Source organism: Pseudofrankia saprophytica (assembly GCF_000235425.2).
In the GTDB taxonomy this organism is placed as follows: Bacteria; Actinomycetota; Actinomycetes; order Frankiales; family Frankiaceae; genus Pseudofrankia; species Pseudofrankia saprophytica.
Window position 1 is genome coordinate 170,322 of record NZ_KI912266.1, and the last position, 24,749, is coordinate 195,070.

At 73.8% G+C, this 24,749-nt stretch carries 20 protein-coding genes; 5 read left to right on the top strand and 15 right to left on the bottom strand.

Annotated features, from left to right (window positions below; genetic code table 11):
• From FRCN3DRAFT_RS0200740 to FRCN3DRAFT_RS42010, 4 genes are all read right to left on the bottom strand, one after another.
• Positions 1–807 (bottom strand): glycosyltransferase family 2 protein (locus FRCN3DRAFT_RS0200740; protein ID WP_232793877.1); only part of this gene is annotated, 807 nt, incomplete at its 3' end.
• A 120-nt stretch (positions 808–927) separates the two neighbouring features.
• A complete protein-coding gene (locus tag FRCN3DRAFT_RS57340; RefSeq protein WP_198536074.1) occupies positions 928–1,143 on the bottom strand; it encodes a WhiB family transcriptional regulator in 216 nt (71 codons plus the stop codon).
• Positions 1,144–2,261: 1,118 nt separating this feature from the next.
• Positions 2,262–5,021, bottom strand: coding sequence for a bifunctional FO biosynthesis protein CofGH (locus tag FRCN3DRAFT_RS0200755; protein WP_007518604.1), 2,760 nt, complete (start codon positions 5,019–5,021; stop codon positions 2,262–2,264).
• A gap of 185 nt (positions 5,022–5,206) precedes the next feature.
• Positions 5,207–5,533, bottom strand: a complete 327-nt coding sequence (locus tag FRCN3DRAFT_RS42010; RefSeq protein WP_007518602.1) for a hypothetical protein — start codon at positions 5,531–5,533, stop codon at positions 5,207–5,209.
• 369 nt (positions 5,534–5,902) lie between these two features.
• On the opposite strand from FRCN3DRAFT_RS42010, the gene FRCN3DRAFT_RS0200765 reads away from it, so the two are divergent.
• Positions 5,903–6,439 (top strand): TetR/AcrR family transcriptional regulator, encoded by a 537-nt coding sequence (locus FRCN3DRAFT_RS0200765; RefSeq protein ID WP_007518600.1) that lies wholly within the window; start codon positions 5,903–5,905, stop codon positions 6,437–6,439.
• Between the two features lie 155 nt (positions 6,440–6,594).
• On the opposite strand, the gene FRCN3DRAFT_RS0200770 is transcribed toward FRCN3DRAFT_RS0200765, so the two are convergent.
• Genes FRCN3DRAFT_RS0200770 through cofD form a run of 3 tightly spaced genes read right to left on the bottom strand, consistent with a single transcriptional unit; the run spans position 6,595 to position 9,732 of the window.
• Positions 6,595–7,392 carry a thioredoxin-like domain-containing protein gene (locus FRCN3DRAFT_RS0200770; RefSeq protein WP_007518598.1) on the bottom strand — a complete coding sequence of 266 codons (798 nt, stop codon included), beginning with the start codon at positions 7,390–7,392 and terminating at the stop codon, positions 6,595–6,597.
• A gap of 26 nt (positions 7,393–7,418) precedes the next feature.
• Complete coding sequence (locus FRCN3DRAFT_RS0200775; protein ID WP_007518596.1) at positions 7,419–8,765, bottom strand: coenzyme F420-0:L-glutamate ligase; 1,347 nt, start codon at positions 8,763–8,765, stop codon at positions 7,419–7,421.
• Positions 8,758–9,732, bottom strand: a complete 975-nt coding sequence (gene cofD / locus FRCN3DRAFT_RS0200780) for a 2-phospho-L-lactate transferase (RefSeq protein ID WP_007518594.1) — start codon at positions 9,730–9,732, stop codon at positions 8,758–8,760. The genes FRCN3DRAFT_RS0200775 and cofD overlap by 8 nt, the downstream gene beginning before the upstream one ends.
• Before the next feature lie 208 nt (positions 9,733–9,940).
• Here cofD and FRCN3DRAFT_RS0200785 point away from each other — a divergent pair, with 208 nt between their 5' ends.
• The gene (locus FRCN3DRAFT_RS0200785; protein WP_007518592.1) at positions 9,941–10,441 is read left to right on the top strand and encodes a nitroreductase family deazaflavin-dependent oxidoreductase; all 501 of its coding nucleotides are present in this window, start codon (positions 9,941–9,943) and stop codon (positions 10,439–10,441) included.
• 184 nt (positions 10,442–10,625) lie between these two features.
• Here FRCN3DRAFT_RS0200785 and manB read toward each other — a convergent pair whose 3' ends face one another.
• The 8 genes from manB to FRCN3DRAFT_RS0200830 form a co-directional block, all read right to left on the bottom strand.
• Entirely contained in the window at positions 10,626–11,699 is a 1,074-nt protein-coding gene (gene manB, locus FRCN3DRAFT_RS0200790; RefSeq protein WP_035924174.1) for a mannose-1-phosphate guanylyltransferase, read from the bottom strand.
• Positions 11,700–11,987: 288 nt separating this feature from the next.
• Positions 11,988–12,920: a glycosyltransferase gene (locus FRCN3DRAFT_RS0200795; protein WP_007518589.1), complete on the bottom strand. Its 933-nt coding sequence runs from the start codon at positions 12,918–12,920 to the stop codon at positions 11,988–11,990.
• A gap of 143 nt (positions 12,921–13,063) precedes the next feature.
• A complete protein-coding gene (locus FRCN3DRAFT_RS0200800; protein WP_007518587.1) occupies positions 13,064–14,194 on the bottom strand; it encodes a glycosyltransferase family 4 protein in 1,131 nt (376 codons plus the stop codon).
• A 177-nt stretch (positions 14,195–14,371) separates the two neighbouring features.
• Positions 14,372–15,613, bottom strand: a complete 1,242-nt coding sequence (locus tag FRCN3DRAFT_RS0200805) for a glycosyltransferase family 4 protein (RefSeq protein WP_007518586.1) — start codon at positions 15,611–15,613, stop codon at positions 14,372–14,374.
• A 446-nt stretch (positions 15,614–16,059) separates the two neighbouring features.
• Positions 16,060–16,770, bottom strand: a complete 711-nt coding sequence (locus FRCN3DRAFT_RS0200815) for a class I SAM-dependent methyltransferase (RefSeq protein ID WP_027140128.1) — start codon at positions 16,768–16,770, stop codon at positions 16,060–16,062.
• 111 nt (positions 16,771–16,881) lie between these two features.
• On the bottom strand, positions 16,882–17,850 hold the full coding sequence (locus FRCN3DRAFT_RS0200820; protein WP_007518582.1) for a class I SAM-dependent methyltransferase: 969 nt from the start codon (positions 17,848–17,850) through the stop codon (positions 16,882–16,884).
• A gap of 57 nt (positions 17,851–17,907) precedes the next feature.
• A complete protein-coding gene (locus tag FRCN3DRAFT_RS0200825) occupies positions 17,908–19,239 on the bottom strand; it encodes a glycosyltransferase family 4 protein (RefSeq protein WP_007518581.1) in 1,332 nt (443 codons plus the stop codon).
• Positions 19,226–20,206 carry a glycosyltransferase family 2 protein gene (locus FRCN3DRAFT_RS0200830; protein WP_007518580.1) on the bottom strand — a complete coding sequence of 327 codons (981 nt, stop codon included), beginning with the start codon at positions 20,204–20,206 and terminating at the stop codon, positions 19,226–19,228. The genes FRCN3DRAFT_RS0200825 and FRCN3DRAFT_RS0200830 overlap by 14 nt, the downstream gene beginning before the upstream one ends.
• A 293-nt stretch (positions 20,207–20,499) precedes the next feature.
• Between FRCN3DRAFT_RS0200830 and FRCN3DRAFT_RS0200835 the strand changes: the two genes are divergently transcribed.
• The 3 genes from FRCN3DRAFT_RS0200835 to FRCN3DRAFT_RS42025 all read left to right on the top strand — a co-directional run.
• On the top strand, positions 20,500–21,174 hold the full coding sequence (locus tag FRCN3DRAFT_RS0200835) for an acyltransferase (protein ID WP_007518578.1): 675 nt from the start codon (positions 20,500–20,502) through the stop codon (positions 21,172–21,174).
• Between the two features lie 135 nt (positions 21,175–21,309).
• Positions 21,310–23,454, top strand: coding sequence for an ArnT family glycosyltransferase (locus tag FRCN3DRAFT_RS42020; protein WP_007518576.1), 2,145 nt, complete (start codon positions 21,310–21,312; stop codon positions 23,452–23,454).
• A 249-nt stretch (positions 23,455–23,703) separates the two neighbouring features.
• A partial coding sequence (locus tag FRCN3DRAFT_RS42025) for a serine/threonine-protein kinase (RefSeq protein ID WP_425343330.1) occupies positions 23,704–24,749 on the top strand: 1,046 nt, incomplete at its 3' end.

The following is a 24,749-nucleotide window of genomic DNA, read 5'->3' on the forward strand; positions in this document are numbered from 1 at the left end:
GTCCGCCCGCTCGACGTGGTCGCCGCGCGCGCGGGCCGGCGGGCCAGCCGCGCCGTGGAAGCCGTCGAAGCCGTCGGGGGCGGGGGCGGCGGCGCGCGCTACCGGCGGCGCGGGAGGTATGGCGGGTGCGGGTGGAAGGAGACGGGCTGACGGGACGGCGACGACGCGCATCCCGGCGCGCCAGGCGCGCCAGCACAGGTCGAGGTCGTCGGCGCGGCCGGCGAGCGGGTTCGGCCCGTCGAGCAGCCGCCAGGCGTGCGCGCGGACCAGCGCGCCGGTCCGCTCGACGGCGAGGACGTCGCGGACCGCGAACGCGTCGCCCGGCGCGGGCCGGCGCCGCCCGGCGCGGTCCACGGTGACGCCGACCGGGCCGAGCACGGCGGCCCCCGGGTCGAGCACGGCGCAGGCGAGCAGACGGTCGAGCGCGTCGGGCTCGGGCCGGGTGGACTCGTCGAGCAGCCAGATGAACCCGCTGTCGGGCGGTGCGGCGCCGCCGTGGCGCAGCGCCTGGACGATCGCGCCGGCAGGCGAGGGGCCGGCGACCGGAACGGCGACGATGCGGTCCACCGGGCGGACCTGGCCGGCGACCGCCGCGAGGGCGGCCGCCGGGATGGGTTCCTGGGCCGGTCCGCGCTGGACCGGCAGGACGGTGCCGCGCCCTCGGGAAGCGGCGGACACCGTCACGACCGCGACGACGACCGGCGGCGTGCCCGGCCCTCCGGAGGGCTCCCCCAAGCCCTCCGAGCCGGTCGTGCCGGTCGCGGCGTCCGTGCCGGCAGGGGTGCCCAAACCGGTCGAGGGGCTCAAGCCGCCCGAGCGTGCGGTTCGGCGCGATGGCGACGAATCGCCCTTACGGGCCGCGCCCGGTGGAGGCTCGGTCGGGCCGGTCTGGCCCACCGCGGTCTCCACCGGGTACCCGCGACCGCGCTAGACGGCCCGGCGGCGCTGCTTGCGCCGTTCGCGCTCGGACATGCCGCCCCAGATGCCGAACCGCTCATCGTTGGCGAGCGCGTACTCCAGGCACTCGGCGCGGACCTCGCAGCCGGAGCAGATGCGCTTGGCCTCCCTCGTCGAGCCGCCCTTCTCGGGGAAGAACGCCTCCGGGTCGGTCTGGGCGCACAGCGCGCGCTCCTGCCATTCCATGACCTCACCGAGCAGGTCTCCCAGCCCGATGTCGATCACCTCGGCGAGAATCGGACGCTCGGCGCCGTCGGTGGCGGCGAACGGATTCTGGACCTCGCCGCCACCGACCGCGGTCAGTACGTCGTCGGTGTCGGTGTCGGTGTCGTCGGTGTCGTCGTCCTCGATGTCGGCTTCCCCGTCCACGTCTTCCACGTTCTCGTCGTCAGCGTCCAGGGCGTCGGCCCCGGACGAGTCCCTGGGCGCGGCGGACTCGTCGACGCGGCGGGGAGCCGCGTACGCGAGACCGACCGGGGCGGGCCGCGGAACGCCGCCCGGCGCGCGTGGGATGTCCGGAGGCTCGGGCGCGACCCGTCCGGTGTAGGCCGTCGCAGGGGCCGCCGGCACGCGCAGCTCTGCGCGGGCACGCGAGTCCGCCGGCGGCCTGGGCGCCGGCGGGCGCGGCATGCCCGGGACGCTGGACCGCTGCGCCATCGAGGGCGCGGGCGGCGCGACCACGATGTCGTGGCCGCCAGTCAGATGGTCGACGGGACGTGCGACATCCGCGAAGACAGGGTCGGGCGCGTGCTCGTCGGCGCGCGTCCGCAGGCCCACGGGCGGCGTCGTACGGACACCCGCGTCGGTGTGTTCCATCAGGGACCCCTCCAGACCCGTCGCGGTGCGGTCGGTCACCCCCCGGGCGCCGGCGCGCAGGTAACTGGTGTCCACACCGACCAGGCCGCCATTACCAAAGCGACCCCGTCGGCGGGGGGAATGACACGCCGGTAATTACACGTGCCGAAGTCGACCCGCGTCAACCCTACCGGCGCAACATCTTCTACAACCAGCGACATGACCATAGCTCACAGTCACTGGGCGCCGTGACGGAGGGTCCCCTCTTCCGGGCACCCCGTTACGCGCAGCAGTGGCGACCCACTCAGGATCACCAGGCCATCACCGAGCCGTAGTTCCCCATATACGCGGGGAAATCGGACTTCGTTCAGCGACGGGCATCAGGCGCGTACCCTCCCGGACCACCTTGCAACCACACGGCACAGCCGGCAGTCAGTTACGGGATGTAGTGACTCCGGTGGGTGGCCAGAGGGGGGAGCGCGGAGCGCCCCCGCCCGGGTTCCCCGCTGTCAGACGACGAGGGGAAGGGCGGTGCGGCGTGGCTCCGCCCTGGCCGTGTCCAGACGCTCCTGCGGGACCTCCCCATAGGTGGTGGTCCGCTGCCTGGCCGGGCGGCCAACCAATGCCGCCACCTCCTCGAGCTCCTCGATGGAACGCCGGGAGCCGTGCTGGGAGCCGGCCATCCGGCTGATCGTCTCCTCCATCAACGTGCCGCCGATGTCGTTGACGCCGCCGGCGAGCACGGAACGGCAACCCTCGGTGCCGAGCTTCACCCACGAGCACTGGATGTTGGCGATCGCGCCGTGCAGCAGGATCCTGGCCATCGCGTGCACGGCCCGGTTCTCCTGGACGGTCGGCCCCGGACGGGCGACGCCGGCCAGGTAGATGGGCGCGCTGTGGTGGACGAACGGCAGCGCGACGAACTCGGTGAACCCGCCGGTCTCCTCCTGGATCGAGCGCAGCAGCCGCAGGTGCGCGAGCCAGTGCGCCGGAGTGTCGACGTGGCCGTACATCATCGTCGCCGACGAGCGCAGCCCGACCCGGTGCGCCGTCGTCACGACCTCCACCCAGGCGGAGGTGGGCAGCTTGCCCTTGGTCAGCACCCAGCGGACCTCGTCGTCGAGGATCTCGGCCGCGGTGCCGGGGATCGTGTCAAGGCCGGCCTCCCTGGCCGCGGTCAGCCAGTCGGCCACCGACAGGCCGGTCCTGCTGACGCCGTTCATCACCTCCATCGGCGAGAACGCGTGCAGGTGCAGCCCCGGCGCGGCCCGCTTGATCTCGCGGGCGAGGTCGAAGTAGGCCGTCCCCGGCAGATCCGGGTGGATGCCGCCCTGCACGCACACCTCGGTGGCGCCGACCTCCCAGGCCTCGGTGGCGCGGGTGCCGACCTCGGCGAACGAGAGCGTGTACGCGTCGGCGTCGTCGCGGCGCTGCGCGAACGCGCAGAACCGGCAGCCGGTGTAACAGACGTTGGTGAAGTTGATGTTGCGGTTGACGACGTAGGTGACGTCGTCGCCGACGGTGTCGCGGCGCAGGTCGTCGGCGAGCGCGCACAGCGCGTCCAGCTCCGGCCCGGCCGCGCCGAACAGCGCCAGCGCCTCCGGGTCGGAGATCCCGGCCGGGTCGACGGCGGCGTGCCGCAGCGCGGCCAGCACCTCCGGGTCGCCCCGCCGGGAGGTCGGCCTGGCCGGCCCCTCCAGGGCGGTCGCGGCCCCCACCTCGGGAGCCCCCACCTCGGCGGTCACCGCCGGCCTCGCCGCCGCCCACGTCGCGTCCTCGCCGTTCGGCGGCGCGGCGCGCGAGCCGGTGCCGACGACGCCGTCCACGCCGGTGCCGGCGGCGCTGACCTGGGCGCGCAGCGCGGCCCAGTCGCCGTACACGCTGTCGAAGTCGGCCCGCCGGTCGGTCTCCCGGCCGGCGGAGTCGATCGCGGTGTGCAGGTCGGCCCGCCCGCTGCTGTCGGCGAAGCCACCGTCCGGCTCCTGCCAGGGCAGGCCGACGGGCGCCGCCGTGGGCGCGAGCAGCCCGTCCGGCCCCGCGAGCGCCCCGACGTGCGCGGCCAGCCGCGGATCGAGCCACGGCTCGGCCTGGTACGGCGGGTAGACGGTCAGCCGGGGACGCAGCTCGAAGCCGGCCGCGCCGGTGGCCGCGCGCAGGACGTCGAGCGCCGGCCAGGGCCGCTCGGGGTTCACGTGGTCCGGGGTGACCGGCGAGACACCGCCCCAGTCGTCGATGCCGGCGGAGAGCAGCAACGCGCACTCGTCCGGGTCGACCAGGTTCGGCGGGGCCTGCACCCGCGCGCCGGGGCCGAGCACCAGCCGGGTGACGGCGACCGCCGCGGCGAGCTCCTCGGCGCCCACGTCCGGCTCGCCACGCATCGCGGTGTCGTCCTTGGCCCGGAAGTTCTGGACGATCACCTCCTGGATCGAGCCGTAGGCCCGGGAGACGCGGCGCAGCGCGAAGATCGTCTCAGCCCGCTCGGTCCTGTTCTCGCCGATGCCGAGCAGCAGGCCGGTGGTGAACGGGATGTTGAGCCGCCCGGCATCCTCCAGCACCCGCAGCCGGACGTCCGGGTCCTTGTCCGGGGAGCCGAAGTGCGGGCCGCCCTGCTCGGTGAACAGCCGGCGGGCGGTCGTCTCGAGCATCATCCCCATCGACGGGGCGACCGGCTTGAGCCGGGCGAGCTCGGCCCAGCTGAGCACCCCCGGGTTCAGGTGCGGCAGCAGGCCGGTCTCCTCCAGCACCGCGACCGCGGCGGCCCGCAGGTAGGCCAGGGTGGAGTCGTAGCCCCGCTCGTCGAGCCACTCCCTGGCCGCCGGCCAGCGGTCCTCCGGCCGGTCGCCCAGCGTGAACAGCGCCTCGGCGCAGCCGGCCGCCGCGCCGGCGCGCGCGATCTCGAGGACCTCCTCGATCTCGAGGTAGGCCGCGGGAAGCCGGTGCGGGACCGTCGCGAACGTGCAGTAGTGGCAACGGTCCCGACACAGCCGGGTGAGCGGGATGAACACCTTCGGCGAGTACGTGACCACCCCGGGACGGCCGGCCGACGCGAGCCCGGCGTCGCGGACCCGGGCCGCGGAGGCCGCCAGGTCGCGCAGGTCCTCCCCCCGGGCGGCGAGTAGCACCGCCGCCTCCACGACGTCCAGCGTCGCCCCGTCCCGCGCCCGGCGCAGCGCCCGGCGCAGCGCGGACGCGGGCGGCGGCGGTTCCGGCGAGCCGACATGGAGGGCCGGCAGGGCGTCGGTACGAGAGGAGGAACCGGTACTGGTCAATGCGTCCACCTGATGATCGAACGGCCCGCTCGGTCGGCCGCGCCCAGCACCGGCGGGTGGCCGGGCGGGCGCCGCCGAGGCGTCGGGTGCGGTCAGGACTGTGCAACACACACCGGCGCCCGCGCCAGAGAACAGCACCGGGACACCCCGGCGCGCGAGCAGCCCATACGCGCCGCGGTGCTGGGCTAGGCGGGCGAGCGGCCGGCGTCGCGGGCTCTCGCGGGCGCGCCGGCACCGCGGCGCAGGCCGTCGAGGGTGCCGAGCAGGAAGTTGGTCCGCCGTCTCGCGGCCACGGCGGCGCTGCGGGCCGCGGCGCGCCGGCCTCCGGCGTCGGAAAGGTCGCGGTGGATCTGCTCCCGACGCTCCGCGGCCACCTGGGGGGCGCGGGCGCCAGCCAGGGCGCGGTTCATGGATGCCGACAGGGAGTCGAGGCTCTTCGCGCCGCTGTTGGCGGTGCTGGAGCTACTGGCGGTGCTGGAGTTACTGGTCCTGGCGTTCCGGCTCTCGGACATGGCAATCCCTTCAGCGAACCCGGCGCCGGCCCCACTGCCGCGAAGAGTCGTGATGGTGTCGCTCACCCACCGAGCCCGGGTGGGCCCATGGCGGGCACTGGCCCGGGTCGTTCCAGTGGAGATCGGTGGAGCCGCGCCGACATGACTGTTGGATTCAGCTCCACTTTCACAGGTCTCTCGGGGAAGAATCAAGAGGATTGTGACCACAATGGCAAAGCAGCCCAACCGGCCCAACCGGGTCGAGCCGCCAGCCAGCGCGTACAACCGACCTCCGGCGTCCACGTCAACTCGCGCAGGCCCGGACGGACAGGCACGCGGCACTCTCCATATACGGCCTCTGCCCGGGCTGGGTGTCGTTACCCTGATCGGGTGCCACGTAACCGCCAGGAGGTCCCGCGCGAGGAACGGATTGACGCGCTCCTCGCCGTCGCTGAGGAACAGTTCCTCGCCCGCGGCTTCGCCGGAACGTCGGTGGCGGAGATCGCGCGTGCCGCCGGCATCGAGCCGGGCTCCGTGTACTGGTACTTCCGCACCAAGGACCACGCATTCGCGGCCGTGCTCAACCGGCTGCTCGACGGGGAGATCGACCGGATCGGCCAGCTGCCGGGCGAGCCGGCCGACCGGCTGTTCGCCGCGCTGGACTCGGTCGAGCGCCGCCGCACGCTGCACCCCTGCGTGGCCGAGCGAGCACCACATGCCCCGCCGGTGATGGAGTACCACGAGCGGCTGCACGAATGGCTGCACGGGCTGGCGCTGGCCGCCGTCGCCCATCTGGTGCCGGCGCCCGACCAGGAGACCGCGGCCGACGCCGTCGTCGCGACGATCGAGGGCGGCCTCGCCAACCCGGCGCCCACCCGCCCGACCAGCTTCCTCGTCCGCTACCTGCTAGCCGCGCTCGCCGTCTAAAGGGCCAAAGGGCGTGCGAAAATGATCTTCTTTCGCACACCCGGAGGCCGTTGTCCCCGGGATGACCGACGGACGCGCCACAGCCGCCACAGCCAGAAGCGCCTCGCGACCCAGGGTCGCGAGGCGCTTCGAGACGATCAGAGAAACGATCTGGATCAGGGGCTGGTGCCGCCCATCGTCGGCGATGCCGACGGGATCTGGGTGTTGGCACCGTTGAGGGCGGCGATGGGGCCGTCCTCGGTGACGTCGAGCGTGCCGCCGGAGGCGCCGGACTCGGGCGCTGTCGGCGAGTCCCAGGTGGCGCCGTCCAGGCCCGGGTTGGAGTACTTCTTCACGAACTCGAAGACGGCGTCCGAGGAGACCGTGCCGCAGCGCTGGGTGCGGTCCCAGGCGGTGAGCACGAAGTGCTGGTTGTCGGCGAAGACCGACCGGGTCCACGGGACCGCGATGAACCGGCTGCCGGCGGCGGTCGCGATGTTCTTCAGCTGGGTGATCTGGTCGCTCGGCAGCTTGGAGTCGTACCAGCCGATCACGAAGCCGTGCTCCATGTTGTGCACCGCCCGCTCGATGCGGATGCCCGAGTTCGGGTTGTAGAAGCGGATCGCGTCCGGCAGCGGGTCACCGTCGTGGTTGCCGGACGACGGCGGGGTCTGCTTGTAGTTGACGGTCTGGTCGGCGGTCACGTGCGTCTGGCCCTGCTGGGCCTGGTTGAGCACGCCCGTGCAGCTGGCCGCCTTCGCCGCCGCGGAGGCCGCGGCCACGTAGCCCACCTTGTGGGTGGCCGCCGCCTTGTGGTTGCTCGAGATCGTGAGGGTGAGGACCACGGCAAGCAGCACCACCGCGAGGGTGCCGGCCGTGCCGTAGATGAGGATGGCGCGTCGGCGTTCCTTGCGCTTCTGCTCGCGGCGCAGCGCCTCGAGGCGGGCGTTGCGCTCGGCGGTCTTCTTAGCCACGGTCGAATCCTACGAACTGCCAAATGTCAGCGGTGGAGGAGGAAGGTTCCAGCGTCTCGCGCCGGCCGTGGCGCGGCCGGCGCGGCCGGGTGCCCGACGGCCACGGCGCCCAGCGGAGACCAGCCCGCCGGCAGGTCGAGCACCCGGCGGACCACCTCGGCGCAGAAGATCGTGCTCGACACCCACGCCGAGCCGAGCCCCTCCGTCGCCAGTGCCACCAGGAAGTTCTGCACCCCGGCGCCGCCGGCGACGGTGAACATCCGTTCCTCCGCCCCGGCCCGGCGGGCATCCGGGTAGGCGTGCGCGCCATCGTCGGTGATCAGGGGCACCACCAGCACCGGGGCGGCGGCCAGCACGTCGCCGCGGCGCAGCCGACGGGTGACGGCCGCCTCGTCGAAGCCGTCGCGGCGCAGGTCGTCGGCCCAGGCGGCCCGCATCTCGGCGAGCAGCTCGGCCCGCCGCTCGGCCACGACGACGAACCGCCACGGGGTGGTGTGATGCGGCGCCGGGGCCGTCACGGCCGCCGCGACGGCCCGCTCGATCGCCGCCGGGTCCACCGGGGCGTCGGTGAACGCCCGGACGGTGCGCCGCTCGGTCAGCGCCGCCCGCCGGGCCTCGAGGGTGCCGAGCCGGAACAGGTCCTCGGCCGGCGGGCGGACGACCGACCGCACGCCCCGCCCGTCGTCCGGCACGGCCGCGAAGCCACGCACCAGCGCGACCGGGGTGCCGGTCAGCTTGCCCTTCACCAGCTCCGCCGCCGCGGCGAGCTGGTCGGCCTCGGCGACCTCGGTCATCCCGAGCTCGTTGCCGTAGCCGTCGACGTCGCCGATGTGGCTGCGCAGCGCCGCCATCCCGGCCAGCCCGATCGCCTGGTCGACCACGCCACGCCGCCAGGGCCGGCCGGCGGTGTCACTCACGACGACGGCCACCTCGGCGCCGGTACGGGCGGCGAGCCCGGCGCGCAGCCGCCGCGCGCTCTCGTCGGCGTCGAGCGGCAGCAGGGCGAGGCTGTCCTTGGAGATGTTCGAGGCGTCCACCCCGGCCGCGGCCAGCACGAAGCCATGGCTGGTCTCGACGATCCTGGTGGGACCGCGGCTGGCGACGTCGCGGACGGTCTCGGCCTCGACGGCGGCGAGGCGAGCGGCCTCCCGGTCACCCGTCACCCGGACGATCCGGCCCTCCGCCTTCGAGACGATCTTCGAGGTGACGACGAGCACGTCGCCGTCGACGAGCACGATCCCGGCGGCGGCCACGGCGGTGGCGATCGCGGCCGCCAGGTCGTCACCCGGGCGGATCTCGCCGATGCCCGGCACCGGCATGATCCGCAACCCGCTCCGCTCCGGGTCGACGGCGCCCGCCCGCGTGCTAGACACCGGCCAGCTCCAGCGCGGCGCGCACGATCGCGACCGTCGCGTCCAGGTCGGTCATCAGCAGCGGGTACGCCGCCACCCGGGCCCCCGGCACGGTCACGCCGGCATCGACGGTGTCGACCAGCCAGCCGTCGAGCAGGCCGTCGGCCGAGCCCGGTGGGGTGCCCTCGCCGGCCCGCCGGGCCCCATAGTGGCGCCCGACGGCCTCGGCGGATGTCTCGACGCCGATCGCGCGCAGGCAGGCGTCCGCCATCCCGCGCACCGGGCTCCCGCCGATGATGGGCGACACCCCGACGACCGGGGCCGGCGTCTCCCGCAGCGCGTCCCGAATGCCGGGCACCGACAGGATCGAGCCGATCGAGACCACGGGGTTCGACGGCGGCAGCAGCACGACGTCCGCCTCGGCCAGCGCGTCGAGCACGCCGGGTGCCGGCTTCGCGTCCGCCGCTCCCACCGAGACGATCGCCTCGGCCGGCACCTCGGCGCGCAGCCGCAGCCACCACTCCTGGAAGTGGATGGCTCGTCGGCCCGCCTCGTCGGTGATGACGACGTGCGTCTCCACCCGGTCGTCGCTCATGGGTATCAGCCGGACGCCGGGCCGCCAGCGCTGGCAGAGCGCCGCGGTGACGTCGGACAGCGGGAAGCCTGCGGCGAGCATCTGGGTGCGGACCAGATGGGTGGCGAGGTCCCGGTCGCCGAGGCCGAACCAGGCGGGGCCGACGCCGTACTCGGCGAGCTCGGCCCGCACGGTGAAGGTCTCGTCCTCGCGTCCCCAGCCCCGTTCGGCCGAGATGCCGCCGCCGAGGGTGTACATCACCGTGTCGAGGTCGGGGCTGATGTTCAGTCGATGCAGGATGATGTCGTCGCCGGTGTTGCCGATCACGGTTATGTCCGCATCCGGGAGCGCCGCCTGCACCCCACGCAGGAACCGCGCGCCGCCGATGCCCCCAGCCAGAGCCGTCACCTTCACGTCTGGCAAGGCTAGTACCGGCCGGCTACGTGAGTGCCGCCGTGTGCCGAACCGTGTTGCTTCCAAGCGGCCGATCGTCGAATCGCGGCCCCGCCAGCACGACTGGCGGCGAGCCTGATCCCGTGTGTGGCGCTTGTCCGGAGGCCGACTGGCGGGGTGGGGCCGCTGCCCGGCCGCCAGCCGGACCCGAGTCGTTACCATTCGCGCTATGAAGATCGGGCCGGAAACCCGGACAGGACGTCTTGCGCAGCGGTTTTCACTGAATCCACTGTTTCAGCGGTTCGGGCCGTCGATCGTGCCGCCGATCGACCGGGCGCTGCACAAGGTCAGCGGTGGACGGCTGATGATCGGGCAGATGATGCTGCCGATGGTGATGCTGGAACACACCGGGGCGCGGACCGGTCAGCCTCGGCGCACGCCGCTGGCGACGATGCCCGACGGCGACGGCTTCTGGCTGGTCGGCAGCAACTACGGCCGGTCTGGGCACCCGGCCTGGACGGCGAACCTGCTGGCGCACCCGGATGTCGCCGTGGTGCACAAGGGGAAGCGGCGCGAGCTGCGGGCCCGTCTCGTCGACGGCGCGGAGCGCGACGAGGCCTGGCCTCGGCTGACCACCTTCTGGCCCGGCTACGCCGCCTACGCGAAGATGAACGACCCCTCGCTCGGCGGCGGCCGCGTCCTGCGCGTCTTCCGCCTCGACCCGCGCTAGACCAAAGTCCACGCGATGATGGCGGAGCCTCGCGTGGACGGAGGCCGCCAGGACACGGCATAGACCAAAGTCCACGCGATGATGGCGGAGCCTCGCGTGGACGGAGGCCGCCAGGACACGGCACAGACCCCGCGTGCCGCGGCGGTGACGGACGCTGAGCGCTCGCCAACCGCCACGGGCGGCCTTAGCCCTGGTCGGAGCTGAAGCGGACGCAGCCGGACGGCAGGACGCTGCCGGGGAAGACCCGCACGCCGGCGCGCAGCTCGTTACCCGCCTCGATGCGGGCGCCGTCGCCGACGACGACGCCGTCCAGCACGACGCCATCGCAGACCACCGCGTCCCGGCCGACCACCGAGTCGCGGACCATGGCCCCGGCGCCGACGGTAGCGCCGTCGAAGAGCACCGCGCCGTCCACCGTCGCACCGCTGCCCACCACGGCGCCCGCGCCGATGGTGGCGCCGCCGAGCAGCTTCGCGTCGGCGGCGACGGTCGCCCCGCCGAGCACCAGAGACTCGCCGACCGCCCCGGGCAGGGCGGAGGACGCGATCCGGCCCTGCACCAGGTCACGGGAGCCGCGCACGAAGGCGGCCGGGGTGCCCAGGTCCAGCCAGTAGGTGCTGTCCGGGTAGGCCGCGATCGGCACGCCGGCCGCCAGCAGGCCGGGGAACGTCTCCCGCTCGACCGACACCGGCCGCCCGGCGGGGATGTCGTCGATCACCGAGCGCCGGAACACGTAGCAGCCGGCGTTGATCAGGTTGGTCGGCGGGTCGGGGGTCTTCTCCAGGAACTCCGTCACCCGGCCGTGCTCGTCGGTCGGCACGACGCCGAACGCGCGCGGGTCCTCGACCTCGGTGAGGTGCAGGGTGACCGCGGCGCCACTGTCGGTGTGCCGGGCGATGAGCGCCTGGATGTCGAGGCCGGACAGGATGTCACCGTTGAAGATGACCACCGGGTCGCCCGGGGCGGAGCGCAGAAGACCGGCCACGTTGCGGATCGCGCCGCCGGTGCCCAGCGGCTCGGTCTCGGTCACGTACGCCAGCTCCAGGCCGTGCGCCGAGCCGTCGCCGAAGTACTCCTCGAAGACCTCGGCCTTGTACGACGTGGCAAGCACAACACGGTCGATCCCGGCGTCGCGCGCGCGGGCGAGCATGTGCGCGGTGACGGGCACCCCGGCGACCGGAAGCATCGGCTTGGGGGCGGACATCGTCAACGGCCGAAGCCGGGTGCCCTTGCCCCCCACCAGCATCACTGCGTCCATGTCCGTCAGTTTTCCAGACGCCCAGCAGGGAGATGCTGCCACCCGTCCAAGAGGAGCCGATCGCCCCCAAAACGAAACCTGGTAGCCGTAGGAGGTTCATCGGCCACAGCATGAACTCGCGCACCGAAATATCGTTGCCCTACGAATTTTACCGACCACGCTGAGGCAACGGCGCGGAGATCATCCGAACCGGAGGCCGCGCTCGATCGAACTCGGCTGGCAGGACCTGGCCAAACCGTCAAGAAACCGACCGCACAGCCATCCCGGACCGCACAGCCATCCCGGGCCTCACGGCCCGGCCGGGCGCGCGCCGTCCGGCTCGCCGGTGGTGAGCAGTTCGGCGGAACGGGTGGCGCGGGCGCCGGCGCTGTCCTTGGCGAACGCCAGTGCGAGCAGGAGCCGAGCGCCCAGGCCAGCCGTGAGCAGCACCCGCAGCGGCAGGTACGCCGGCCCGGCGTACTGGCGGCACAGGTAGCGCACCATGCTGCGGTGGTGGGCGACGACCATCCGCCGCGACGTGCGCTTCGTGGAGTGGCCGCCCAGGTGCTCGACGACCGCGCTCGGCACGTAGACGCAACTCCAGTCGGCCAGCCCCAGCCTGCGGTCGAGGTCGACGTCCTCCATGAACATGAAGTACGACTCGTCGAAGCCGGCGACCGCCTCGAACGCCTCCCGGCGCAGCAGCTGGACCGAGCCGGACAGCCAGCCGGTGGTCATCTCCTCCGGCGCGCCGCGCTCACGCCGGTAGGACGCCGTCCACGGGTTCGTCGGCCAGAACCAGCCGAACAGCGCGTGCCCGGCGCCCCGGCCGAGCGAGGGCAGGGCGCGGGCGGACGGGTAGAGCGCGCCGTCCGGGGTGACGATGCCCGGGCCGAACGAGCCGCCGCGCGGCCAGCGCGCGGCGGCGTCGACCAGTTCGTCCAGCGAGCCCGGGGTGAAGGCGATGTCGGCGTTGGAGACGACGATCCAGCTCCCGCGGGCGCCGGCCGCGCCGCGGTTGGCGGCGGCACCGTAGCCGAGGTTGCGCCCCGGCCGGACGAGGCGCGCCTCGGGCCGCCGGGCGGCCGCGGCGGTGGCCGCGTCCAGCTCGGGCGAGTTGTCGACGATGACGACCTCGTAGCTGCGCGCCGTCGCCTTGGCCAGCGTGTCCAGGAAGCTCCCGATGACCTCACCGGACCGGAAGGTCACGACGACAACCCGGATCTCCGGCTCAACACTCACCAACAAGCCTCTTCCTGCTCTGCCCACCCCGTCCCAAAGACGGTAACGCGCCCGGCCCATCCACCTGCTGGCTGGGTCAGGCGCCCCGTCCTGGGCCACGGCGACCAGGCCTCGGCGACCGACCGGGCCTGGGCGAACCGACCCTATGCCTCGGCGACGGCGCGGGCGTAGCTGGCCAGGTGGGCGTCGGCGCTGGCCGCCCAGGTGAACTCGCGGGCGCGGGCGAGGCCCGCGACGGCGAGCTGGGCCCGCCGGTCGGCGTCGTCGAGCAGCGACCCGAGCTCACGGGCGATCGAGTCGACGTCCGGCTGGGTGTAGGCGACGGCGTCGCCGCCGACCTCCGGCAGCGAGAGCCGGGGGGTGGTGAGCACCGGGGCGCCGCAGGCCATCGCCTCCAGCACCGGCAGGCCGAACCCCTCGCCGTGCGACGGGTAGGCGACCAGCTCCGAGCCGCCCAGGTAGCCCGGCAGGTCGGAGAAGCGCAGGTAGCCGGGCCGCAGCACGCGCAGGTGGCTCGGCACGGCGGCGATGGCGGCGTCCACCTCGTCGTCCCAGCCGGAGCCGCCCGCGAGCACCAGGGCCGGCGGCTCGTCACGCCAGTGCACCGCCTCGGCCCAGGCACGGATGAGGTTGGGCACGTTCTTGCGGGGTTCGAGCATGCCCAGGAAGGCGACGTAGCGGCGGCCGCCGAGGCCGAGGCGCATCCGGACGCGGCTCTTGTCCTCGTCCGTCGGCGGGTGGAAGGTCGCCGTGTCGACGCCGTGGTATGCGACGTCGGTCGTGGTCGACTCACCGTCGAGGACGCGGACCAGCTCGTCGCGGGTGGCCTTGGACGGCACGATGATCCGGTCGGCCTTGCGCACCGCGGTGCGCATCGCCGAGCGGAAGAACGTCCCCTTGACGGCGGTGTGCATCTCCGGCTCGGTGAAGAACGTGACGTCGTGGATCGTCACGCACACCGGCCGCTGCGCGCGCAGCGGCATCGTGTAGTGCGGCGAGTGGATCACATCCGCGGCGACCTGCTCGGCCACCAGCGGTAGGCCGGTCTGTTCCCAGGCGAGCCGAGCGGGCCGGTGCGCGATCGCGGCCGGCCCGGACAGAACGGTGGCGTCCGGCGCCAACCGGCTGTATCTTTCTTCGTCCGACCGTTGGCACACCAGCGCCAGATCGGCGCCGGCCGCGCCAAGAGCCGCCACCAGCCCATCGACATAGCGCCCGACGCCGCCACGGTCCGCTGGGACCGAGGTGGCGTCGACGAGCACCCGGGGTCCCACGGCGCTCCTTCCACCGAGACGTGCTGCCTGTCTCTCGTCTGTCCGAATCGGGTCAGGCCTGTGGGGAGCGCGCAGCACCTTGTCGCGCCCCATAGGCCCGCATCTATGGCCGTCCGCTCCGCCCACGCCGGGGAACGTCCCCCGAATTTTTGGACGGTGCATGCGACCGGGGCAACACTACGCCCGCCCGTCATCGGCGACGGACATGGCCGGGGAACCATTGACTCGACGGTAGAGCGCCCAGCACGCGCGCGCTGCCTCAATCCAGCTAAAGTGCTGCGCCCGTTCATGCCCAAGGCGCGACAACCGGGCGCGCAGCGCCGCATCGCCGGCGATCCGGATCACGGCGGCGGCGATCGCCTGCGGGTCGTCCACCGGCACGACCGTCCCCGCCGGGCCCGCGACCTCGACAAGCGCGGGCACGTCCGAGACGACGACCGGCACCCCGTGCGCCATCGCCTCGACGACGGGCAGACCAAAGCCCTCCGAACGCGACGGAACGACCAGAATCGTCGCGCGCGACAGCACCACCGCGAGGTCGGCGTCGTCGATCCGGCCAAGCGAGCGGAACCGCCCGATCGGCACGCCGAGCTTCTTCGCCTCCACATCGATGTCCAGCCCGCCCCAGCCCGGCTGGCCGACGTGCAACAGCGGCAGCTGGACTGCGGGGCCGGTGAGCATTCCCAGGGCCGCCAGCGCCACTTCCAGCCCCTTGCGCGGCTCCAGGGTGGCCAACGTCAGCAGGTAGCCGCTGGGCGGCAGGCCGAGCCGGCGGGCCCGCGCGTCGGCGTCCGGGCCGACGCGCAGCACGGCCTCGGCGATGCCCTCGCCGACGACGTGCAGCCGTTCCTCGGGCACCCGCAGGAAGGAGCGCAGGTCCTCGGCGACGGCGAGCGTGGGGACGACGATCGCGTCGGCGGTGCGAGCGGCGCGCTCCCCCATCTCCTGGTGCCAGCGGGCGCCGTGCGGAGTGAGCGTGCGGGGGTGGGTCCACGGGACGGCGTCGTGGATCGTGACCACCAGCGCCGTGCCCTTCCGCCGAGGCGGGAGCAGCAGCGTCGGGGCGTGCACGACGTCGACGCCGGTCGGTGCCGGCCCGACGCCGCGCGCCCAGGCGGCCGCGAGCGCCCTGCGCCCCGCTGGAAGCCGTAGCGGGCCGAGCACCCCGGGGATGGCCGCGTCGGCCGTCGGCGCCTGCCCGCCCGGGAGCCGGCCGCCGGTCAGCCTGCTGGCGGCGGCGCCGCCGAGGCGCGTGAGGCGAGCCGTCGGACGATGTTCGGGGCGCAACGCGCACCAGCTGGTGACGCCGTCACCCGGCGCGGCGGTGCGGGCCAGGGCGGCGACGAGCTCGGCCGTGTAGCGGCCGGTGCCGCCCGGCACCGGCGCGAACAGCTGCTCGACCAGGAAACCCACCCGCACGGGCCCGGCCCCTCTCAGCGACGCCCGGAGCGGCCCGGCCGACCGGATCCGCCCGGCCGACTGGACCCGCCGGAACGTCCGGAGGACCGCCCGGAACCACCTGAGCCACCGGAACCGCCTGAGCCACCGCCCCGGCCGGTGCCGGCCGGGCGGCGCGCGGCCGGCTGGCGGCGGGCGTCAGCCTGTCGGCCGGGGCCGCCGGGGCCGCCTGGCCCCGCCGTCCCCTCGGGGTGACGGGAGGCGTTCACCCCGGCACCGACCATCACCGCGCAGGCGAGCGCGCCGGCGACGTAGCCCCACGTTCGGTGGTCGAACAGCGCGAACAGGGCGCCCATACCAAAGATCATCAAGCCGAACAGGCCAACGGTGAGCAGGACGGCCAGTGCCCGCTGCGCCTTCACCGGCGGCCGGCCGCGATGGTCGCCGGGTGTCTCGCCATCCCGCGCTCAGCCACGGCGACGGGCATGGGTCAGGACCACGCTGCCGCCGTCGTCGGGGGTGCGCCGGTCGTCCAGCGCTACCAGCGGGGACAGCGGAGCTGCGGCGTTCCAGCCGGCCCGGCCGCCCTTGCTCGACAGCGTCAGGTAGAACCGCTCGGCGCGCTCCGACCGGAACATGTGCGTCTGCTCGACGACGTCCAGGCCGGCGGCGTCCAGCAGCTTGGTCAGCACGTCCGCGGGATAGGTGTGCTTGACGTGGTAACGCTGCCGGTGCCGCGCGAGCATCGCCGGCCAGCGTTCGGCCCTGGTCAGCGCGTCGGCGGACATCACCAGGTCGCCACCGGGGCGCAGCACGCGCGCCATCTCGGCCAGCGCGGCCGCGCCGTCGTCGAAGTGCTCGATCGCGCAGACGGACATGACGACGTCGAAGGAGCCGTCCGCGAACGGCAGCGCGAGCGCGTCGCCCTCGATCAGCCCCGGATGGCCGCGCAGCCGCCCGCCGAACTCCAGCTTGTGCCGCGCGAGGTCCAGGCAGACGGCGCGCGCGCCGCGGCGGATGGCCTGGCCGGCCCAGTAGCCGTCCCCGCCGGCGACGTCGAGCAGGGTGCGCCCGCGCAGGTCGCCCGCCCAGCGAAGCAGGGTGGAAACCTCCCGGCGGCGCATCACGTGCACCTGGTGCCCGAAGTACGCCAAGGCGTCGTCGCGCAGCGAGTTCATGCCCTCCAGTCTGCCCTTTGCCACCACGGGCGCACGTGTCGGGTGCTTCCGGCGAGTCCGCCGTTCGCCGACCTGCGCCGAAGAGGCGGCAGCCCAGGGAGCCCCGAAAGCCTAGGAGACCCCGAACGTTCGGGACAGGCGGGAGGCGTCGACCGGGCGCGGCGGAATGGGCAGCGGGCCGCCGGCGGGGTGCCGCGGGCCGGGCGTGGCGACCCACAGGTAGGTCGGGGCGAGCGGCAGCGCGGCGCGCGCGAGCCAGGCGCGCGCGGTCACCGGCAACTGGTCCACCACCTTGCCGCGCAGGGGCAGTCGGCGCAGCGGGCCCGGAAGGCGCGGCACGTCGGCCTCGGCGTGGAAGTGGTCGGGGGCGAACAGCACCGGGACCGTGTAGTCCCAGGCGCGCAGGCCGGCGGTGGCGAGCATCCGGCGCAGGCCGGCGCGGGTGCGGTAGCGCTCGTAGTAGTGCTCACCGCGGCCGGCGGCCCGCAGGTAGCTGTCGGCGAGCCCCCGGGGCAGCCAGGACAGCAGCGGCAGGCGGTGGTGCGGCTCCATGATGCCGAGCCTGTTGCCGAGGCCGAGGTAGGCGATGCCGTCCGGCGCGAGCACGCGACGCACCTCCGCCGCGAGCACGTCGGCGTCGACGACGTGCTCGTAGATGTGGTTCATGACGACGACGTCGAAGGAGCCGGTCGCCAGCGGCAGGGAGAGCCCGTCGGCCTGGACGAACCAGGCGCGCCTGGCGAACCGCGCCCTGGCGCGGCGCAGGCCGGCGACGTCGATGTCGACGCCGGTCACGTCGGCGCCGGCGGCGGCGAGCTCGTCGCAGATGAAGCCGGCGGAGCAGCCGACGTCGAGCACCCGCAGCCCGGCGAGTGCCCGTGGCCCGGCCTGGTCGCGGCCGAGGAAGTGGGCCAGCACCGCGATGAGCTTGCGAGCCTTGCGGCGGCGGGTGAACTCGTCGAGCGAGCGGGGCTCGATCTCGGAGTAGCGCAGCTGGCGCCCACGCGCCTCGGCGGGACGCGTCCTGGTTCGGCGGGGTCTGGTCTGACGTATCGGCGCAGTGCGTGTCGTCGCTCTCACAGTGCGTGAGAGTACGGACAGCTTCCTAACGCTTACCTATTGTGCTCTTTACCCTGGCTACCCTCGCTCGGATCGCTCGACCTCGACCTCGACCTCGGCCTCGACCGCGTCCGCCAGGACGTCCAGGTAGCGCTCCCAGCCGCCGGCGGTGTCCGGCGGGCGCACCTTGGCGGCCAGCGCCGCGAGCACCCCGGGCTCATAGAGGCGGCGCAGCGCCACGGCCAGTGCCCCGGGGTCCTCCGGCGGGACCAGCAGGCCGTCCACCCCGTCGGCGACGGCCGCCGGCAGGGTGCCGACCGAGGTCGCGACGACCGGCAGGCCATGCAGGTGCGCGAGGTCGACGTTCTGCGACGCGGTACCGGCCCGGTAGGGCAGCACCAGCGCGTCGGCGGCGTCGAACAGCGCGGGCACGTCGGCCGCGTCGACGTACCCGGGGCGCAACTCGACCCGGTCGGTGAGCCCCAGCTCGGCGATGAGCGCCCTGGTCTCGTCCGTCCCGCCCCAGAACTCGCCCGCGACCGTGAGCGCGATGTCCGGCGGCCCGGACGCGAGGGCCCGCAGCAGCACGTCGAGCCCCTTGTAGGGACGCACCAGCCCAAAGAACAGCAGCCGCCGCCGCGGCACCCGGCCACCGGAGGCGGCGGAGGCGGCGGAGGCGGCGGGGGCGGCGGGGGTCGCGGGGGCGGCGGGGGTCGCGGCGGCGCCCACCGTCCCGGCGGCGTGCTGGTGCACCCGGCGGGTCGGCGTGGCCCACAGGTGGGGAGCCATCGCGGCGACGCGCACGGGTGCGCCGGTCAGGGCGGCGGCGCGGGTCGCCTCGGCGTCGGTGTGGACGAGGACGGCGTCCGCGCGGCGCAACACGGCCCTGATCAGCGGCTCGTCGACCGGCCGGCGCTCATGCGGCAGCACGTTGTGACAGAGCGCGAGCACCGCCGGCCCGGCCGGCGCGCCAGCGCGGCGGCGCCCGCCCAGGCGGGCGCGCGTGCCGGCTTGGGTGCCGGTCCGCGACCGCGACAGGGACCGGCCCAGGCCGGAGAGGATGCCCAGATAGGCGGGGGCCTGGATCGGGGTGACCACGACGACGATGACCACGTCGGCGGTGGCGCGCAGCCGCCGGCCGAGCCGCACCCAGCCATCCGGCCGCCGCCACGACAACGGGTAGCCGGTGGCCGGGAACGGCTCCATCTCGGGCGCGTCGACGCGCTGCTGCCCGGGGTAGAGCCGGGCCGGGTACTGATCACACCACGACTCGATCCGCACGTCGTGGCCCCGCACGGCCAGCCGGTGGGCGAGCTCCGTGGTGTGCTGCGCGATCCCGCCCTTGTACGGGTGGGTCGGCCCGACGATCGTGACGCGCCGACGGCGGCCTACGGGCTCAGGAGCTGCCACGGGAGCGGGCCACCAGGTCGCCGATCAACGCGAGCGCCGCGATCTGGAAGCCGACCAGGATCGCCAGCATCGTCGACGTCGTGACGTGGAAGTTGTACCGGATGACGTCGTAGATCAGCTTCACGAAGCCAAGACCCATGATCCACAGTGCCACCGGCATGAGGACCTTGATCGGGTCGAAGTACATGACCATCCGCAGGACCTGCAGGATGTAGCGGCGCGCGTCCCGGAACGGGTGGAACTTCGACTTCCCGGACCGCTTCGCGTAGTCGATCGGGATGTAGTCCACCGGGTGCTGGTTGGACAGGAACGCCATCGTGATCGTGGTGACGCAGGAGAAGCCGGGAGGCAGCAGCCGCAGGTACGGCAGCGACACCTCGCGGCGGAACGCGCGCAGGCCCGAGTTCAGGTCGGGGATCTTCATGCCGGACAGCCGCTGCGCGACCATGCGGATGAACCACTTCGCCGGCACCCGGGCCCACTTGTGGGTGCCCTCCTCGGTGAGCCGGGCCCCGACGACCTGGTCGACGTCCTGGTGGTCGTCGAGGTACTTGATGAACTCGGGGATCCGCTCGTTCGGGTAGGTCATGTCGGCGTCGGTCCACACGACGATCTGGCCGCGGGCGTCGCGCGTGCCGATCCGGCGCGCGGTGCCGGAGCCGCCGTTACGGCGGAACGGCATCAGCCGCATCTTCGGGTACCGGGACGCCACCTCGTACAGCACCGCGAGGGTGCTGTCGGTCGACTTGTCGTCGATCACCAGCAGCTCGTAGCTGTAGCGGCTGGCGTCCATCGCCCTGGTGATCCGCTCGAGCTCCATGACGACGTGGTCCTGCTCGTTGTAACAAGGCAGGACGATCGTCACGTACGGCGCGTCTCGCTGGGCCGAGAACCGTTCGTCTTCGCCGGGCGCGGTGAGCATGGACGCGTCCGGTGGGTGGGGCTGGCGGATGGCGCTGACACTCACGTCGGTCTGACTCCCGGTCGCGTGCGGAACTTGAGCGGCCTCGGCCACCGGACCCGCGGGCGGACATGGTCACGCCGCCGGTGGCTGTTGCGCTCTTCAGGGTGACACGGTGTGGCGCAAGCTCAGACGGTGGGCGGCCTGTGGACACGTTATGTGACGAGCTGCGCGCCTCCGTCGTCAGGCTCCGCGCACGCCCCGCCTGGTGCCGGATCGGTGACGACGGCCGCCGCGCGGCCAGGCCGGTGTGGCCCCGGTGCGGATGGACCCGGCGGCGGCGCCTAGTCTGATATGCCGTGGGTGCGTTCAGGAGCGATCTTCGCGAGTACGTCCGGCATGTCCGTGCCCTGCACGCGGGCCGGGAGACGTCGGCGCTGGCGTTCGTCGCCGGGCTGCGTTACCCGCTGGCCTACGGCAAGCCGATCTGGACGGGCTCGCGCACGATCATCGAGGGCCACGAGCGTTTCGAGTTCAGCCCGGGCGGGGTGATGCGGGTCGGGCTCGGCTCGTTCGGCCTCTCCACCAGGCACGACTCGTCCGTCGTGCGGGTGCATCCCGAGGGCCGGCTGCGCTGCGAGGGCGTCGTCTCGCTGCAGCGCGGTGTGCGGGTGGTCGTCGACTCCGGGTTGCTGCAGCTGGGCCACGGGGTGAACATCAACGGCTTCGCGAACATCCTCGTCCGCGACCGGGTCTCCATCGGCGAGCACTGCACGATCTCGTGGAACACCCAGATCATGGACAACGACTTCCACCCGATCGTCATCGACGGCGTGCAGCAGCCACAGAGCGCGCCGGTCGTGATCGAGGACCACGTCTGGATCGGCACCGGTGCGATCGTGCTGAAGGGCGTGACCATCGGCGAGGGCGCGATCGTCGCCGCCGGAGCCGTGGTGACCCGGGACGTCCCGGCCAAGGCGATCGTCGCCGGCTCGCCCGCGAAGGTCGTCGGTACCGCCGACGCTTGGTCCTAAGCACGCCCGCGGTCCTAAGCACGCCCGCGGACCGACTCCGCGCTTGAATTGGGCCAATCATGTACATCCAGCGCTGGCGGCGCACGGTTGAACCCCTACGATGACAGGCGTCCATCGCCCGGGGGGTCTTTCACTGTGCCCACTGTTGTGGAAGGCCGGCGTACGGCTGTCGCCGACGCCCGCCAGTTGCTGCCGCCCGAGGTGCGGTTCCGCCCCTGGCGGGTGCTGCGCTCCGCGCCGGCGCCCGTCTGGCTGATCACCGCCGCGTTCGCCCTGCTGCTGGGCACCTGGTCGGTGCTGGTGCCGCAGTACCACGCGCCGGACGAGCCGCACCATGTCGACGCCGTCATGCGGCTGGCCGAGGGCAAGGGCTGGCCGCCCGTGGGGCACGCCCTCGTCTCGCCCGAGACGGTCGGCTCGATCGCCACCGCGCCATACGGTGCCCGGGACAAGCCGCGCGAGCTCGCCGTCGGGCCGTTCACGGCGGCCGACGCGCCCGCGCGCACGGACCGGCCCGAGTGGGGAGAGCTGGCCAGGGCCGGTCAGCCGGCACCCGACGTGCAGCAGATGATGCAGCACCCGCCGCTCTACTACCTCGCCGGCGCGGCGCTGGTGAAGCTGCCGCCGGGCGCGCCGCAGGACCTGCGGTTCGACCTCGTCATCGGCCTGCTGCGCCTGATGAGCGTGCTGATGGTCGCGCCGCTGCCGCTGCTCGCCTGGGCGAGCGCGGACCGGCTCACCGAGAGCCGGGTGGCCGGCCGGGTCGCCGCGCTGGTACCGCTGGCGGTGCCGATGCTCACCCACATCGGCTCGAGCGTGAACAACGACGCCCTGCTGGTGCTCACCGGGGCGCTGGCGACCCTCACGCTGTGCTACGTGCTGCGCGGCGACACCTCGATGCGCACGGCCTGCTGGCTGGGCGCGTTCATCGGCGCCGCCATGCTGTCGAAGTCGTTGGGCGTCGTGTTCGTCCCGATGGCGGTCGTGGCCTACCTGCTGGCCTGGCGGCGCGCCCGCAAGATCCTGACCCGGACAGCCGGTGCCGGCGCTGGTGCTGGTGCTGGCGCTGGTGCTGGTGCCGACACGGCCGGTCCCAGGCCAGGCCCGGACGGCCGTGGCTCCGCCACTGGCGACTTCGGCCCCGGCGCGGGCGGGCTCGCCTCCGGCGGGCTCGGCTCCGGCTCCGGCGGGCTCGGCGCGGGTGTGGGCGGGCGGCGCGGGGCCGCGGACTCCACCCCGTTCCTGCTCGCCGAGGCGGCGACCGGGCCGGCCGTGCCGACAGGCGCCGCCCGCTTCCCGTGGCGACCGCTGCTGGTCGGCTCGGCGGCGGCGGTCGCCTTCGGCGCCTGGTGGTTCGTCGTCAACATCGTCCGCTACCACGCCTTCCAGCCGTCGACGCCCGGGTTCACCCCCGGCAGCAAACTGTCCGGCTGGGGCGAGTACGCCGACGTACTGGTCAACGGCACGATCCTGCGCTGGTGGGGCGACTTCGGCTGGTTCGAGGCGCATGTGCCGGAGCTGGCCGCCCGGATCGGCACCGCGGTGATCGCAGCGCTCATCGCCACCGGGATCGCCCAGGCGCGCGGCGCGGCCCGACGGGTCGACCTGCTGCTCATGGTGTGGCCAACGGCGGGTCTGTTCGCGTTGATGACGCTGCAGTCCGGCCTGCACTTCCACCGGACGTACTACGTCAGCGGCATCTCCGGCCGGTACCTGTTCGCCGGGATCGCGTCGCTCGCCGTGGCGGTCGGCGCGGGGGCCGCCTCGACTGGCAGGTTCTCCCGGTTCGCCCCGCCGCTGACGCTCGCCGCGGCGCTCGCGATGCAGGGCCTGGCCGGCCAGCTGCTGTTCCGCCGCTGGTGGGAGGGGCCGGGCGGCGGCCCCCGCGCCGGCCTCGCCAACCTGCTGGCCTGGTCGCCGTGGCCCAAGCTCGCGGTCGAGATCGTGCTCGGCCTGTGCGCGCTGGCGCTGCTGGCGACCGTCGTCTGGTCGGTGGTCTTCGCGATCCGCCCGGTGCCGCGCGACCCGGGCGAGCGCGACGACCAGGACGGCCGGGGTAGCCGGAGTAGCCAGGGCGGGACGCTCGCGCTCGCGACGGTCGGGGGCGACGGCGACACCACCGGTGTCGACGGTCCGACGGGTGGTCACGACTGGTTCAGCGCCGGCCCGGTCGGTTTGGGCGGTCAGTCCAGGCTCGGTCCCGACCACCCGCCGAGCGAGTCGGAGCAGACGATGTCCATCCCCCGTCGCCCCGGTGCGCATCGCCACCGCCGCGGCTGATCCCGAGGCGAGGCCACAAACAGGAACTACCAACGGCAACGGGATTGTGACGCCACGGCGTCGCGGGTGGGGCCGCAGACTGGGGACCTGTCGGGAGAGGGCTGCCGGCTAGGTCGGGGGTGGTCTGTGCGGCACAACCAGCACCAGGCGCTCGCCTTCCCGCTCGTGCCCGCGAGCCTGCCCGGCCAGCAGGCGCTGGCGGTCGGCTCGCACCACGGACTCACCCTCCCGACCCACCCGACGCATCCGCTGGGCGCCGTCGCCGCCGACCCGCTTTCCGCCGACGACCCCGAGGAGCTGGGTAGCTACCAGCTGATCGGCCGGCTCGGCGAGGGCGGGATGGGAACCGTCTACCTGGGCATCGGCCCCCTCCGTGACGGCCGCCCGACCCCCGGCGACACCGCTCCCGGCGACACCGCGGCTGGAGACGCCACAGCGGCCGGGGCGGCGGCCGGCGGGGCGGCGAAGATCGGGCCGAATGGCATCGAGGGCGACCTGCGCCTGGTCGCGATCAAGATGATTCGGGCCGACCTGGCCCGGCTGCCGGAGTTCCGGGAGCGGTTCCTGCGCGAGGCCGACGTGGCCCGCCGGGTCGCCCGGTTCTGCACCGCGGAGGTGCTCGAGGTCGTCGACCCGCCGGATGGCCCGCCCTACCTGGTCACCGAGTACATCGACGGGCTGACGCTGACCCATGCCGTGCTCGCCGGCGGCCCGCTGCGTACCGGCGACCTGGAACGGCTGGCCGTCAGCGTCGCCGCCGCGCTCACCGCGATCCACGGCGCCGGGCTCGTACACCGCGACCTCAAGCCGTCGAACGTCATCCTCTCGTCGCTCGGCCCGCGTGTCATCGACTTCGGCATCGCCAGGGCGACCGACGCTCACGGCGTGCTCAGCCACGACATCCAGCGGATCGGCACACCGGCGTTCATGGCCCCCGAACAGGCCAACGGCCGGCCGGTGACGGCCGCGGCGGACATCTTCGCCTGGGGCGGCCTGGTCACCTATGCCAGCAGCGGCGTGCTGCCCTTCGGCGACGGCCCGACCCCGGTGCAGCTGTACCGGGTCGTCCACCTCGAGCCGAACCTGGAGGGCCTCGGCCCCGCGCTGCGCCCGATCGTCGAGCACGCGATGCGCAAGGATCCCGCGGAGCGCCCGACCGCCCAGGAGCTCTTCCTGCGCCTGGTCAGCATGGGCCCGCCAACCCACCCTGACCCGGCGGTGAGCCGGGCGATCCGCTCCGGCGCCATCCCCGGCCAGCCGCCGGGCACGGCCACCGGCGCCACCGACCCACCCAC

Coding starts and splice junctions, on each gene's coding strand:
- FRCN3DRAFT_RS57340 (WP_198536074.1), bottom strand. CDS start 1,143: ATGGAATGGCAGGAGCGCGCGCTGTGCGCCCAGACCGACCCGGAGGCG.
- FRCN3DRAFT_RS42010 (WP_007518602.1), bottom strand. CDS start 5,533: ATGTCCGAGAGCCGGAACGCCAGGACCAGTAACTCCAGCACCGCCAGT.
- FRCN3DRAFT_RS0200785 (WP_007518592.1), top strand. CDS start 9,941: ATGAAGATCGGGCCGGAAACCCGGACAGGACGTCTTGCGCAGCGGTTT.
- manB (WP_035924174.1), bottom strand. CDS start 11,699: ATGGACGCAGTGATGCTGGTGGGGGGCAAGGGCACCCGGCTTCGGCCG.
- FRCN3DRAFT_RS0200815 (WP_027140128.1), bottom strand. CDS start 16,770: ATGAACTCGCTGCGCGACGACGCCTTGGCGTACTTCGGGCACCAGGTG.